Consider the following 11,909-nt stretch of genomic DNA (forward strand, 5'->3'; position numbering starts at 1 on the left):
CCGTCCGCGGTGGGGCCCTTCAACGTTGTCGGCGTCAGAGCGATCGAGACGGCCCTCCGCCCGATCTTGGTCCGGCGTCGCCTTCTATCCTCGCCGGGTGAGTACCACCAGTCGCACCCGCCCCTTCCGGAACACGTTGCGCAGTTGGGCTCTCCTGCCCTCCGGTGACGGAGGCGGAGGCGGAGGCGGAGGCGGAGGGCAGAGTTTCGCCGCGCGGCCCGTGCCGCGTTCGCCGCTTCTGTCTGCGCGCGCCGCTGATCTGGTGCTCACGGTCGGCGCCTTGTTGCTCGCGGTGTTGAACAGTTACCAGAACCCCTACCTGGGACCGGCCGCTCCCTGGGCGAACCTGGTGCTCGCTGTGGTGAGCGCACTGCCGCTGCTCGTACGGCGCCGGGCCCCCGAGCTGGTACTCGGCGTCACGCTGCTCGCCAAGGTGCTTCAGGTCTCGCCCTTCTCGACGCCCCTCGCCTACTACGCGGTGGGCGCCTACCGCGGCCCGCACAGCCGCCGGGCCGTCTGGGCCTCGGCCGGTATCGGCCTTGTGGTTCTCGCGCCCTGGGAGGCGGCGGGGTGGTCCAGCCTCAGGACAGTGGTGGCCTGGTTCACGGTGAACTTCGTCTTCTCCTGCCTGGTGCCGCTGCTGCTTGGGCTGTACGTGGGCCAGCGGCGTGCCGTCGTCGCCGGTCTCGTCGAGCGGGCGGAGCGCGCCGAGCGGGAGCAGCGGCTCGTCGCCGAGGCCGCGCGGGAAGAGGAGCGTCGGCGCATCGCGGGAGAGATGCACGACGTGGTCTCCCACCAGGTGAGCCTGATCGTCGTACACGCCAACGCGCTCAGCGCCGTCGCCCACGACCCCGAGGTGACGGGCGAGACCGCGCAGATCATCCAGACGGCTGGTCGGCGCGCGCTCACCGAACTCCGCGAGATGCTGGGGGTACTCAGGAACAGCCCGGCCGATGGCCCGGCCACCGAGGCGCACGACCCTGCCGCGTCGGCCGCGTCGTCGGCGTCGGCCGAGCAGCGGCCCGACCCCGGCGCGGCCGTCGACCGGATCACCGAGCTGGCCGACGGCTCCCGGACCGCCGGGCTGCCCGTCACCGTGCTCGTCGAGGGCGCGCCGCAGCCGCTGGCAGAGCCGGTCGAGCGTGCCGCGCATCGGGTCGTGCAGGAGGCTCTGACCAACGTGCACAAGCACGCCCCGGGCGCCACGACGCGGATTCATCTCGCGTTCGGCCCGCAGACCGTACGGGTGGGGATCGTCAACGGCCCGCCCGAGAGGCCCGCCGAACCGGCTGCCGACGGTGCGCCTCTGCTGCCCAGCGGGGGACACGGGCTGATCGGTCTGACAGAGCGGGTCCGCCTGGCCGGAGGCATCATCGAGTCCGGGCCCACCGGTGACGGCGGCTTCCGGATCGATGCCGCGCTGCCCACGACGTCGGTGCGCTGAGGCAGATCAGGCCCCTGAGGCAGGCGCGAGTCAGACGTTCAGGTCAGTCCGGCGTCGTGGGTGATGAGCGCGACCTGGGTGCGGTTGGCGGCGTCGAGCTTGGTCATGATCCGGCTGAGATGGACCTTTACGGTGGACTGGCTCACGAGCAACTCGGTGGCGATCTCGGAGTTGCTGTGGCCCTGGGCGACCGCCAGGGCGACCTCGCGCTCGCGGACGGTCAGCTCCGCCATCCGCGAGCGCGCTCGCACTTGCGCTTCCGTTCGCGCCTGCGCCTGCGCTTGCGGGGCGCCCGCGCCCGTGGCGAAGGCGGCCAGCAGCTTGGTGGTGATGCTCGGTGAGAGCATCGCCTCGCCGAGGGCGGCGGCCCGGACAAGATCGACGGTGTCGGGTCCGGCCGGGCCCGATGTGGATGTTCGGCGACGCCCCTCGCGGGGGCCGAGTCTGGATCGAGCGCACCATCGCGGAGGGACCGGCGGCGGCTCCGTCCGCCCGGGCGACGGCGACGAGCTGACGTCCTCAGCTGTGACGGAGGGCATCCCGGCCGAAGCGGCGGTGGCCAGGACCGCGTCGGCCGAGATGGCGTTCGCCTATCGCATCCTCCGCGGGCGTCTCACCTGCCGCCCGACTGCCAGAGCGTGACGGCCAGGGCCGTGCAGGAGGTGATGGCCGCCAGGGACGGCAGCGGCCATCGGCCGCGTTCCAGTGTGTCGAGGCGGTCCTCGTGCTCCGAGAGGGTCTTGTCGGTCTGGTCGGCCCGCTGCAACAGGAGGGCCAGATCGCCTCGGGTGGTGGCGAAGCCCACGTCCACGGAGCGCCGCAGCCGCTCCAACTCAAGAGGGACGCTCCCGGTCTCAGGTCCTGCCATCGCCCGCCCCCTCGCGCCCTGTGCTGCGCAGCCACGGGGGCAGCAGGGCCTCCACCGCCGGCACGGCCATCAGTCGGCTCAGGCCGGTGGCGAAGGCAACGAGGCCCGCGAGCAGCGGGACATCGGCGATCTCCGGTTCGGCCGCGAGCAGCGGCAGCGCGGTGACAAGCGTGACCAGCACCTGCGCGGCGGTGCGCAGCGCTCTGCGCGTGGCATCTTTCATGGTCATCCTCTCCAGGAACCGACGGTCTTTCAGGACCGCGGTACGCGCAGGCGGTTCCAGCTGGACAGGCCGGGCACTCCGTCGGCCGCCGCACCCCGGTGGCCGAGCTTGTACTGCCAGGCGGCGTACGAGGCGCGGTCGGCCTCGCTCCAGGTCGGACCGGGGCCGACCGCGTACCGCCCGCAGCCCTCCTTCACCAGCCGCCGCCCGACCGCCGTGAACAGCGCGCTGCGCCGCCCGATCGCGAAGAACTCGGCTCCGGGGAAGGACACGTACGCGCTGCTGCCGCCGCCGGGCGCGGCGGAGCCGAGACGCGCCGTCACCCGGCTCCGCATCACCGGCATCGAGAAGGACGGGTCGATCTTCCGGCGGGTCCACTCCTTGTGCGCGACGACACTCGAACCCGACCAGCCGTGCGCACGGCACAGGGCCGCCGACAGGCGCTCCACGGCGTCGAGTTGGGCGGCCGGATAGGCGTCGCGGCCGTTGCCGAGGTTCTCGATCTCGAAGCCGTAGAAACGGGCGTTGCCGTCCACGGCGTCGGGGCCGGGACGGGACGGCAGGGCCTTCTCGGTGCGTACCGCGTCGAGCACCGCGGTCGAGCCGCTGCCCGCGTGGTTGGTGCGGCCGTATCCGACGAGGTGGACCGTGCCGTCCTTGGCGATCAGGCCGATGCAGAGCGGCCCCGGCAGGTCGGGGGTGCCGCGCCGGCAGAGGTCGAGGCTGTTCGTGCCGGCGGTGTGGTGCAGCATGACGCCGTGCACGGGGCCCCAGGCGCCCTTGTGATTGCGGTTGTACGTCCTCCAGTTGCCGTGTTCTCTCATACGGACGCCCTCGGCGCGCAGTGCGCGGGCGAGGGCGTCGGGAGTCAGAGGTGTGGCCATGGGAGCCTCCTCGGGGTGTGTCAGACCATGGGCGTGATGGTGAGGAAGCGGTTGGCGAAGGTGGCGGTGTTGGCGGCGGCCGCGGAACGGTAGGCGCCGGTGAAGGTGTAGGTGACACCCGGGGTGAGCCCGCTGACCGGGTACTGGATGCACGACGACACCTGGTTCGTCCCGCCGACGATCGCCGCGCGGGTGTCGGCGGCGGCGCTCACGACGGTGGCGCCCTGCTTCACGGAGGCCGACAAGTACGCCAAGTTGGCGCTGCTGTTGCTGATGCGGGCGCCGACCGTGATGAGCAACGTGCCCGACGGCGGGGCGGTGGCCGTGACGGCCAGGGGCGGGGTGGCACCGGTGAGGGTCTCCACGTAGGCGGCCGATGTCGTGGTGCCCGCGGTCGAGATGTACCAGTGGGAGGGGCCCGGCACGAGGGCGGTCCACCGCTTGTCGGCGGCGAAGTAGTAGAACCGCCCGGGGTTGTTGAGCCACGCGACCATGCCCGGGATCGGGTCGGTCAACTTCGCGTCGCGGGCCGCGCCGTCGGCGAACCGCAGCACGGTGCGCCCGTCGACGGCCTCGGCGAGGGACTGCAGGTGGACGGGGATGTCGGCGTTGTCGGCGGGCTGCGGGTAGGGCAGGCTGCCGAGCGGGGTGAGAGCGACCATGGGAGCGAGTCCTCCTGGGGCAGGGGCTAGGACTGGGACAGGGACAGAGACTGGGTCTGGGGTGATTGAGGGGGGGCAGCCGCGGGTCAGTCGTCCAGGGGCAGCGGGAGCATCTGGCTCGGGTCGGGTCCCTCGTCGCCCGCCGCTACGAGGGGGTCGTCGATCTGGATGGGTCCCGGCGGCGGCTCGTAGCCATCGACCAGCGCCTCGTTGCCATCAACGAGCGCCTCGTCGCCGTCGACGGGCAGCTCCTCTTGCTTCATGCCGTGGCTCCCGGTGTCTCAAGCAGCGTCCGGTAGCTGATCGCCTGCTTCGTGAGGGCGTCGAGCGTCGCGTACTGCGCGGCCAACTGCTGGTACTTCCGCTGCTGGCCGTAGGCGGGGTCGACCGGGGCATCGGGGGCGAGCCCGGCGTCGGCGGGCACGCCGTTGAAGGCGGTGCCGCGCAGGGTGAGGGTCTGCTGCGGCGTGCTGCCGGCGGCGTGCGTGGTGCGGATGCCCACCACCCAGGCGAACGTGTCGAGTTCGGCGCCCGCACTGTCGACCACCCGGACCACGTCTCCGAGCTGGATGCGCGGGTCGTGCAGGACCTCGACGTCGCCGAGGAGCGGCACGGGATAGCGGCCCGCGTTGATCATGGCCTTCGCGAGGGCGACAGCGGTCTCGGCCGTCTGCACCCAGTCGCCGGAGGGCGCCGTGTACTGCTGCTTGCCGTAGTACTTCTGACTGGGCGAGTTCGTCAACGCGTACGTGCGCTGCTTCGGGTCGGCCGAGCGCTTGAGCGGCTGGAGCCGCACGGAGGGCTTGCCGTCCTTCGTCACCGTCCACACGCTGGACGCACTGTGGTTGGCGAACCGCACGTAGTACGTCGGACCGTCCCGCCAACAGCCCACCGTGACATCGCCCTTGACCGACACACCACCGGTCTTCGCGCTGCCGAAACGCACCTGGTGCCCCTCGCCGCTGACGGAGTCGTCCAGGACGCCGGGCGGACCGACTTCGGTGTCGTCCTCGGCCATGGCGTACTGCACGACGATCGCCGAGTTCGGTTTGATCTCCCGTACCACCGTGTCCAGGATCGGCTCGCCGACCACCGCCTTGATGCCGTTCCAGTCCTGGTAGGGCTGCTCGCAGTAGTTGCGGCACGCGTCGATCTCCTCGGTGACGGTGAGCGAGGAGATGTCCCGGCGCGTGGTGACGGTGCGGTCGGGGACGGTCGGCACCTTGGTGAACCGCGAGGGGCCGCGCCAGCGGAAGACGCCCTGTTCGTCGAATTCGGCGGTGGACATGCTGGCCCGCGCGATCTCGGTGATCGCGTCCCACTGGGAGCCGGACACCTTCGGGACGTCGAAGAGCGGCAGTTCGGGCGTGTCGAGGACGGCACCCTTGGTCCACTGCCCCCGCTGCTCCCACTCCTCCCGCGGATAGGTGGCGGTGTCCGCCCACACCCGGTCGGTGACCTGGAGGCACTCGACGGCCATGTCGGTCTTCAGGTCGATCTGCTGCAGCTCCGAGACCGGCTGCCAGGCGTCCTCCTTGTTGAAGGTGACCTTCGCACCCACCCGGTATCTGCCGTCGGGCTGAGTGAGGCGGGGCTGCACGGTCGGAGCGACGACCGACCCGGTCGAGGACGTGTCCACCATGAAGCCGAGGTGCCAGACCCCACGCAGGGAGGCCAGTGTGTCGATGGGCCAGGGCGGCAGCACCTGCTCGGCGACACCGTTCGTCCCGGACGTGATGTGCACGTTCCCGGTGGCGATGTCGAAAGACACCTTGAGGTACCCGGTCCGCGTGCCGTTCTGGTCGAAGACCGCCGACATCTCGATCATGTTGCCCCGCGCGAGCGCCGTGTTGACCCAGCACTCCACCTGGAAGACCTTGCCCGGCAGGGCGAACCGCGAGCGCGGCATCCAGGAGACGGCAAGACCGGCCGCCTTGGGCATGAGGGCCATCTCGAAGGGCGCGCCCTCGCGGATCCAGTCGTACGTCGACGGGCTCGGCACGAGCTCGGGCTGCCCGTGCGTCGCGTTGAAGCCGCCGTGCAGCGAGGCGTAGAGCGCGGTGAACGGGTTCGTATCGGTCGGGTCGACGGCCGGGGCGCGCGGCGGCGGACAGCTGTGGATGCCGCCCTGGCGCAGGAGTTCGTCGACGCACCAGGTCGCGGTGGCTACCGGCCGGCCGAGGAGGTAGCCGTGGTAAGGCCTGGGGAGCGAGGCCGGGCCGCGCAGCCGCTCCGCGCCGTCCAGGGCCTGCACGGTGACAGTGTCGCTGCCGGATGCGGCGGTGCGGGAGCGGACGGTGCCGCGGAAGGCGGGCACGGTGCGGCCGGCCGCTCCCGCCGTGTGGACGACGGACTGGCCGGGGCGTACGAGGTCCCCCGTGAGGCGGTCCGCCCACGCCGAGTAGAGCTGCGGGGCGGGGACGCCTTCCGCGCCGCCGAGCAGCAGCTCCAGCTGGGCCGACGCGCTGCCGGAGACGGCTCGCATCGCCTCCGGGAGGTCCGTCGCGTACGCCCGCTCGACCTTCCACGACTGGACCTGCGGGCCGACTTCCATGCCGCCGAGGCGGGTGGAGTGGGACGGCACGCGCTCGGGTGCGGCAAGGGCTCGGTCGAGCGCCTCGTCAGAGCGCTGCATCGCGGACCTCCACGAGGTCGAGGCCGACGTTGCGGAACGGCAGGCGGGCCGACGGGACATCGGTGTACGCGGTGACGACCATGGCCGGGCAGCCGTCCCCCAGAGCGTGCGCGACCGGCTCCTCGTCGAGGGTGAGGCAGCCGCCCGCGAGCCCGAACAGGCCGATGGCGCCGGGCCGTCCGACGGGCGTGACGAAGGCGGCGTCCGTGGGGGCGGTACCGGTGACGGAGGCGCCTGTGGTGTGGCTGGTGCTGAGGTACTTCCCGTCCGCCGCCTTCCAGTCCAGCTGGGCGGTGGCGGTGGCCGGGTCCCAGCCGGCCGGCAGGAGCCAGGACACACGCATGCCCGGCTCGACCGGCCAGCCGGACCAGACCCCGTGGATCCAGCCGACGGCGGCGGCCGCGTCCCGGCAGTCGACGGTGGTGATGCCGTCGGCGTTACGGGCGAGCGCGACGTCGCCGTTCATGGTGAACCAGTGGTCCCAGCCGCCGGGGATGTCCGACTGCCCGGCCGCCTGGTAGGGGTCGAGGAGGTTGACGGAGGCGGGGTCGAGGACGACGAGGGGGCCGCGTCCGGTTCCGACGCGGCGGGCGAGCTGCGCGAGGTGCTGGGCGTCCACGGGCTCCAGCCACTCGAAGGAGAGCTTGAGGCGGCGGGTGGTGCGGGTGGGCGCGAAGGTGGTGACGCGGCCTTCGAGCGCCTTGAACTCGGTGACGTTGAGCTCGGCGGTGCGGTCCCAGCTCTTCGCCGCCTGACGGATTTCGCGGAGCCGGCCGGGGGCTCCGATCCACAGGTTCCTGGCCATGAACTCCTCCTGTTCTTGGGTGGCTTGGTGGGTTCGAGCGCTAGCGCCGTGCCAGGGCACGCTGGCCCGCGAAGACGGCGCGGGCGATGGTCTGCGAGTCGACGTCGACGTGTACGGGGCGGTCGGCGAGGCGCTCCATGGCCTCGGCGAGGCGGCGCAGGGCGACGGTGTTCCCGCCACCGTTGGTGATCATCCGCTCCAGCTTGGAGAGCGGGATGACGGCCTCGCTCTCGCCCGCCTCACCGACGAGCGCGAGGGTGCCGCCCCTGCGGGCCTGCACGATGCCGCCCTGGGCGAGGTGCGGCACGGGCACGTGGAGCCTCGGGAACCCGAAGGACTTGCCGCCCCACTTGGGCACCCAGCTCGGGATGGAGATCTTGATCCCGGCGAGGACGCCGAAGACCCCGTTCAGGGCGGACGCGAGGCCCTTGATCGGGGTGAGGATGAGGTTGCCGAGCCCCTTGACCAGGGGCTTGATGAAGTCGACGGCGGTACGGGTGCCGGACTTGATGCCCTTCCAGGCGGCGGCCATGCCTCGCTTGAGGGCGGCGGTGACCTTGTCCATGTTCACGAACTGGGCGATCAGCGGGGCCGCGAGGGCCATGATCAGGCCGAACGGGCTGGCCGCCATGGCGAGGTTGAGCCCCTTCTGGGCCAGGCTCGCCCCCTTCAGCCCCTTGCCCATCTTGCCCATCGACTTGCCGCTCTTGTCGGCGTTCTTGCCCGCCTTGCCTACGGACTTGTCGACGGCGTCGGCCTGGCGCTTCACGTCGCGCAGGGCGTTCTTCGCCTTGTCGGCGGAGCCCCGCAGCTTGTCCAGCGAGCTCTTGAACTTGTCGGATCCCTTACGGGCCTTGCCGAGGGATCCGTCGGCGGTACGCAGCCCGGAGTGCAGTTTCCGGACGGCGCCGTCGCCGCTGTTGGCGGAGGTACGCAATTTCCCGACGGCGGTGGAAGCGGTGCCGGCCGACTTACCGAACTTGCTGACGGCGCTCGAAGCGGTGCCGCTCGACTTGCCGATCTTGCCGACCGGGGTGGCGGCGCTGCCGGTCGACTTCCCCAACGCGCCGATCTTGGACGCGGCCTGACTCGCCGCGCTCCGCATGCGGCCCAGTTGGGTGGCCGCGGTTCCTATGGACTGGTTCAGTCCCATGGGTGTGTGCTCCTCTGCGTCTGCGTCTCTGCGTCTGCGTCTCTGCCTCTCACTCGTCGCGTCAGAAGCGGGAATTGAGGCGGGTGATCTCGTTGTTGAGCTGCCGCACGTTGGCGTTGGCCTGCTGGGCTTCGCGGCGCAGCGCGGAGACCTGGCTGCTGCGGAGCGCCGAGATCTGACTGTTCTGTCGGTTGTTGGCCGCACCGACGGCGGACTTGTCGGCCTTGCGGCGGATCTTCTGGTTGAGGTCGCGGGAGAGGTCGCTTATGCGTTGGTGGGCGCGGTTGGCCTTGCCATCGGCATTGGTGAGGGACGACCTGATGCGGGCGATGTCGGACTGCGCGGCGGAGAGCTGCGCCCGCAGGATCTCGGGAGACCGCTCCAGCCTTTTGTCCTTGTTGTCGGCAAGGTGCTGCTTCAGGTCGAACTCGGCACTCCAGAGCTTCACCCCGGTACCGATACCGGTGAACTCCGTCGAGACCCCGGTGGCCGCGGCGGTGGCGCCCACGGCATCGGCCTTGGCCCAGCCACTTTCGGCCTTCGTCATGAACGGCTGGACGGACTCCTCGAGAGCTGTCAGTCTCTCTGCGAGTGGCTTCTCTTCGCTATTACTCATGGCTCAAAGCCTCCTGTGAAAGGTAAGTCGTGCCAACGGAACCTGACACCTTCTCCGGCTGGGGAAAGTCCGAATTCACCATCCCCGGCCATTTTGTCGGCACCGAATTCTTCATCGAGATCTGGGGATCCCTGCTCGGCCGGGGTTTCTGGGTGCACGGGGAGTTCGAAGAGGCAGGTTTCACCAAACAAGAACCCATAGGGAGCTCGTCCGCCCGAGAGAAGCTCCACATGCCGGTTTCCGGCCGATACCGCCGATTGGTCATCAACGGCGCCACAGCACTGGACAGAGCGGGCCGGTGGAACGTGGAATGCAAGGCCATATCGCAGCTCCCCGAACTGTTGGCCGAGAACACGGGTGGCGTGTCGCGCGCATTCATTCACCGGGGTGACGAGGCACCGGCACATGTGCAGTTCCAGGGCGCGGGCTGTGTACGGAGTTTCGACCTGGACGGAGGCCACGAAGAGGAGTTGGCGAGCAACACCGGCAGCTTCAGCGGGACCGTCAAGATCCCCGCCAAAAGCCTGATCACTGTTTCCGCGCCCTTCCGCTCATGGGGCCCGATGCAGAAATGGAAGTTGACGCTGAAGTGACCTGAGGGCGCCACGCCGAAGCGCCGCGTCAGGAGAAGAAGGAAGCCAACTGCTCCGGCGTCGGGTTGGGCGTGCCGTCGCCTTCCGGTTGCTGCTCCTGACCGTCGACGGACAGGCCGGCGCCCGGTCGCGGCAGCGGCTTGGGCGGGTCCAAGGGATCCGCGTCCTCGTCCTGATTGACCGTCGCGTTCGCGTCGGCCAGTTGGTCCACCACGTGGGCGAGGAGGTAGTCGCCGACCGACCAGTCCGCCGCCTCACCCTCACATGGGGACAGGTGGGTGGGTTCAGTCTGTGGTGAGACTCCAGTGCTGGGCGTCCAGCAAGAGGTAGCCAGGTCCGGTGACAGTGATGGTCTCGTGGGTGTGGTTGGGCTTGGAGAGCTCCTTACCGGGGCCGGAACCGGGCCCGAAAAGTGTCAGCGTCCCGGCGTAGTCGCCCTTGTTCCACGTGATGTTGAGGCTCTTTGTGGAGCCTTCGTCGATACGCAGCACCCACGGCCCTTCCCCGGACATCCGACCGGCGACAGGTTCGACTTCGTGGTCGGCGAGCCGCGTCACCCGCCAGCCGCCAAGGCCCGAGAAGAAGGCCTTGCTGGACGAACGTCTGTAGAGCCGCAGGGAATTGAATTCAGGTGGCAGGACAATGCGTTGGCGACTGGCCCCCCACACGGTGGAATGGAATCCCGGCTCGTGGGTCACCTCGGTGCGCTGGACGGCAGTCACATCAAGGGCCGTACCCATCACGCCTCGGATTTCCAACGGTATGGGGCAGGCGTCGCCGGTCTCACGAATGAGGACTTCGCCGCTGCGCCAAGATGACCACTGCTGTTTCGGGTCGTTCACGAGGTTCCCTCCCCTATTCCACGCTGTCCGGCAGATCATCGCCTGTCCGCTGTCGTGGCGGGAAGGTCAGGAGAGGAAAGCGGCCAGTCGCATGGCCGACAGCTCGGGGCAGGGGGTGGGTTCCTGGGCGTCCTGGGTGTCCTGGGGCGTCGACTGTCGGTCGGTGCCCGGGCACGGGAGGGGCGTGGGCGGTTCCAACGGATCCGCGTCCGTGAACGACTGGATCTGCTTGTCAAGGTCTGCGAGCCTGTCCTTGATCGGCTTCACATCACCTTCACCCATGCGGCAATCCTCCTGAAAGGTGTTCACATGCCCGAAGGGCCCTCGGAGCTCTTTTCCGGCCGGGGCAGGTCCGAATTCGACCTGCCGGCCGCACTGACCGGACGCCCTCTGCTCGCAGAGGCGTGGGGACGGCGGCTCGGGAGGTCGTTCGACATCGACGGTGACCGCACGGAAGGCAGCACGGTCCTTCGAGAGTTCATCGGAGGCTCGGGATGGGGTGCCGAGAAATCACACATCGTAATTCCGGCGCGTTATTCGCGACTTGCCATATCCAACGGGGGCCACAAGCCCGGACGCTGGAACATTTCCCTCGGTGAACTCTCGACTGCGCCCAAGCTGACCGACGAGACCTCGGGGTCCGCGTCCCGCGTGTACGCGTATCACGGTGGCGAGGCAGAAGCAGAGGTCGACTTTGAAGGGCACGGTGCGGTCTGGTTCTACAATTTCCAATGGACCGGGAAGCGGGAGCTGATCTCGCACAGCGACAAATTCCGCAGCACCATCACCCTGCCCGGCCCCGGGCTCGTCGCCGTTGGCTGCGGTCACCTGGGGGAGCCGGGGTGGGGCACCATGCCGACGTGGAAGGTCCGCCTGCGCTCGACATGACGGCCCCTCGCAGGAGCCCCCGTCAGTTCCCCGTCAAGCGAAGAAGGCGGCCAGCTCCCCAGGCGTTGGGTTGGGAGGCGTGGGCAGCTGGTCCTGCGGGGCCGAGACGTCCAGGGAAACATCGGCGCCCGGTCGCGGCAGTGGCTCGGGCGGGTCCAAGGGATCCGCGTCCTCGTCCTGATTGACCGTCGCGAACATCCAGTTCGCGTCGGCCAGTTGGTCCACCACGTGGGCGAGGAGGTAGTCGCCGACCGACCAGTCCGCCGCCTCACCCTCACATGGGGACAGGTGGGTGG

17 protein-coding genes are annotated in these 11,909 nt (G+C 69.8%); 3 read left to right on the plus strand and 14 right to left on the minus strand.

Annotated elements, in window-relative coordinates:
* Positions 1–97: 97 nt before the first annotated feature.
* Positions 98–1,444, plus strand: a complete 1,347-nt coding sequence (locus ACFQ7F_RS42485) for a sensor histidine kinase (protein WP_383283829.1) — start codon at positions 98–100, stop codon at positions 1,442–1,444.
* A 38-nt stretch (positions 1,445–1,482) separates the two neighbouring features.
* Here ACFQ7F_RS42485 and ACFQ7F_RS42490 read toward each other — a convergent pair whose 3' ends face one another.
* The 10 genes from ACFQ7F_RS42490 to ACFQ7F_RS42535 form a co-directional block, all read right to left on the minus strand.
* Complete coding sequence (locus ACFQ7F_RS42490; protein WP_383283832.1) at positions 1,483–1,791, minus strand: response regulator transcription factor; 309 nt, start codon at positions 1,789–1,791, stop codon at positions 1,483–1,485.
* 266 nt (positions 1,792–2,057) lie between these two features.
* Positions 2,058–2,312 carry a hypothetical protein gene (locus ACFQ7F_RS42495; protein ID WP_383283835.1) on the minus strand — a complete coding sequence of 85 codons (255 nt, stop codon included), beginning with the start codon at positions 2,310–2,312 and terminating at the stop codon, positions 2,058–2,060.
* The gene (locus tag ACFQ7F_RS42500; RefSeq protein WP_383283838.1) at positions 2,299–2,535 is read right to left on the minus strand and encodes a hypothetical protein; all 237 of its coding nucleotides are present in this window, start codon (positions 2,533–2,535) and stop codon (positions 2,299–2,301) included. Before ACFQ7F_RS42500 ends, ACFQ7F_RS42495 begins: the two co-directional genes overlap by 14 nt.
* A gap of 29 nt (positions 2,536–2,564) precedes the next feature.
* On the minus strand, positions 2,565–3,419 hold the full coding sequence (locus tag ACFQ7F_RS42505) for a peptidoglycan-binding protein (RefSeq protein ID WP_383283841.1): 855 nt from the start codon (positions 3,417–3,419) through the stop codon (positions 2,565–2,567).
* A gap of 20 nt (positions 3,420–3,439) precedes the next feature.
* Complete coding sequence (locus tag ACFQ7F_RS42510; RefSeq protein ID WP_383283844.1) at positions 3,440–4,081, minus strand: hypothetical protein; 642 nt, start codon at positions 4,079–4,081, stop codon at positions 3,440–3,442.
* A gap of 86 nt (positions 4,082–4,167) precedes the next feature.
* Positions 4,168–4,344: a hypothetical protein gene (locus ACFQ7F_RS42515; protein ID WP_383283847.1), complete on the minus strand. Its 177-nt coding sequence runs from the start codon at positions 4,342–4,344 to the stop codon at positions 4,168–4,170.
* The gene (locus ACFQ7F_RS42520) at positions 4,341–6,716 is read right to left on the minus strand and encodes a hypothetical protein (protein WP_383283850.1); all 2,376 of its coding nucleotides are present in this window, start codon (positions 6,714–6,716) and stop codon (positions 4,341–4,343) included. The genes ACFQ7F_RS42515 and ACFQ7F_RS42520 overlap by 4 nt, the downstream gene beginning before the upstream one ends.
* Complete coding sequence (locus tag ACFQ7F_RS42525; protein WP_383283853.1) at positions 6,703–7,521, minus strand: hypothetical protein; 819 nt, start codon at positions 7,519–7,521, stop codon at positions 6,703–6,705. Before ACFQ7F_RS42525 ends, ACFQ7F_RS42520 begins: the two co-directional genes overlap by 14 nt.
* 40 nt (positions 7,522–7,561) lie before the next feature.
* Positions 7,562–8,674 carry a hypothetical protein gene (locus tag ACFQ7F_RS42530; RefSeq protein ID WP_383283856.1) on the minus strand — a complete coding sequence of 371 codons (1,113 nt, stop codon included), beginning with the start codon at positions 8,672–8,674 and terminating at the stop codon, positions 7,562–7,564.
* 61 nt (positions 8,675–8,735) lie between these two features.
* The gene (locus ACFQ7F_RS42535; protein ID WP_383283859.1) at positions 8,736–9,290 is read right to left on the minus strand and encodes a hypothetical protein; all 555 of its coding nucleotides are present in this window, start codon (positions 9,288–9,290) and stop codon (positions 8,736–8,738) included.
* 29 nt (positions 9,291–9,319) lie between these two features.
* Between ACFQ7F_RS42535 and ACFQ7F_RS42540 the strand changes: the two genes are divergently transcribed.
* Positions 9,320–9,883 carry a hypothetical protein gene (locus ACFQ7F_RS42540; RefSeq protein WP_383283862.1) on the plus strand — a complete coding sequence of 188 codons (564 nt, stop codon included), beginning with the start codon at positions 9,320–9,322 and terminating at the stop codon, positions 9,881–9,883.
* 28 nt (positions 9,884–9,911) lie between these two features.
* Here the strand turns inward: ACFQ7F_RS42540 and ACFQ7F_RS42545 are convergent, their stop codons facing one another.
* From ACFQ7F_RS42545 to ACFQ7F_RS42555, 3 genes are all read right to left on the minus strand, one after another.
* Positions 9,912–10,097 (minus strand): hypothetical protein, encoded by a 186-nt coding sequence (locus ACFQ7F_RS42545; RefSeq protein ID WP_383283865.1) that lies wholly within the window; start codon positions 10,095–10,097, stop codon positions 9,912–9,914.
* 70 nt (positions 10,098–10,167) lie between these two features.
* A complete protein-coding gene (locus tag ACFQ7F_RS42550) occupies positions 10,168–10,725 on the minus strand; it encodes a hypothetical protein (protein ID WP_383283868.1) in 558 nt (185 codons plus the stop codon).
* A 66-nt stretch (positions 10,726–10,791) separates the two neighbouring features.
* On the minus strand, positions 10,792–11,007 hold the full coding sequence (locus tag ACFQ7F_RS42555; protein ID WP_383283870.1) for a hypothetical protein: 216 nt from the start codon (positions 11,005–11,007) through the stop codon (positions 10,792–10,794).
* A 27-nt stretch (positions 11,008–11,034) separates the two neighbouring features.
* Here ACFQ7F_RS42555 and ACFQ7F_RS42560 point away from each other — a divergent pair, with 27 nt between their 5' ends.
* Positions 11,035–11,613 (plus strand): hypothetical protein, encoded by a 579-nt coding sequence (locus tag ACFQ7F_RS42560; RefSeq protein WP_383283873.1) that lies wholly within the window; start codon positions 11,035–11,037, stop codon positions 11,611–11,613.
* A 33-nt stretch (positions 11,614–11,646) separates the two neighbouring features.
* Here ACFQ7F_RS42560 and ACFQ7F_RS42565 read toward each other — a convergent pair.
* A partial coding sequence (locus ACFQ7F_RS42565; protein ID WP_383283876.1) for a hypothetical protein occupies positions 11,647–11,909 on the minus strand: 263 nt, incomplete at its 5' end.

The sequence above is a fragment of the Streptomyces sp. NPDC056486 genome, from assembly GCF_042795295.1.
Classification (GTDB): Bacteria; Actinomycetota; Actinomycetes; order Streptomycetales; family Streptomycetaceae; genus Streptomyces.

Bases quoted from the DNA above. Each gene is read 5' to 3' on its own strand.
- ACFQ7F_RS42560 (WP_383283873.1), top strand. From the start codon at position 11,035: ATGCCCGAAGGGCCCTCGGAGCTCTTTTCCGGCCGGGGCAGGTCCGAA.
- ACFQ7F_RS42530 (WP_383283856.1), bottom strand. From the start codon at position 8,674: ATGGGACTGAACCAGTCCATAGGAACCGCGGCCACCCAACTGGGCCGC.
- ACFQ7F_RS42500 (WP_383283838.1), bottom strand. From the start codon at position 2,535: ATGAAAGATGCCACGCGCAGAGCGCTGCGCACCGCCGCGCAGGTGCTG.
- ACFQ7F_RS42515 (WP_383283847.1), bottom strand. From the start codon at position 4,344: ATGAAGCAAGAGGAGCTGCCCGTCGACGGCGACGAGGCGCTCGTTGAT.
- ACFQ7F_RS42520 (WP_383283850.1), bottom strand. From the start codon at position 6,716: ATGCAGCGCTCTGACGAGGCGCTCGACCGAGCCCTTGCCGCACCCGAG.
- ACFQ7F_RS42510 (WP_383283844.1), bottom strand. From the start codon at position 4,081: ATGGTCGCTCTCACCCCGCTCGGCAGCCTGCCCTACCCGCAGCCCGCC.
- ACFQ7F_RS42525 (WP_383283853.1), bottom strand. From the start codon at position 7,521: ATGGCCAGGAACCTGTGGATCGGAGCCCCCGGCCGGCTCCGCGAAATC.
- ACFQ7F_RS42490 (WP_383283832.1), bottom strand. From the start codon at position 1,791: ATGCTCTCACCGAGCATCACCACCAAGCTGCTGGCCGCCTTCGCCACG.
- ACFQ7F_RS42555 (WP_383283870.1), bottom strand. From the start codon at position 11,007: ATGGGTGAAGGTGATGTGAAGCCGATCAAGGACAGGCTCGCAGACCTT.
- ACFQ7F_RS42535 (WP_383283859.1), bottom strand. From the start codon at position 9,290: ATGAGTAATAGCGAAGAGAAGCCACTCGCAGAGAGACTGACAGCTCTC.
- ACFQ7F_RS42505 (WP_383283841.1), bottom strand. From the start codon at position 3,419: ATGGCCACACCTCTGACTCCCGACGCCCTCGCCCGCGCACTGCGCGCC.
- ACFQ7F_RS42495 (WP_383283835.1), bottom strand. From the start codon at position 2,312: ATGGCAGGACCTGAGACCGGGAGCGTCCCTCTTGAGTTGGAGCGGCTG.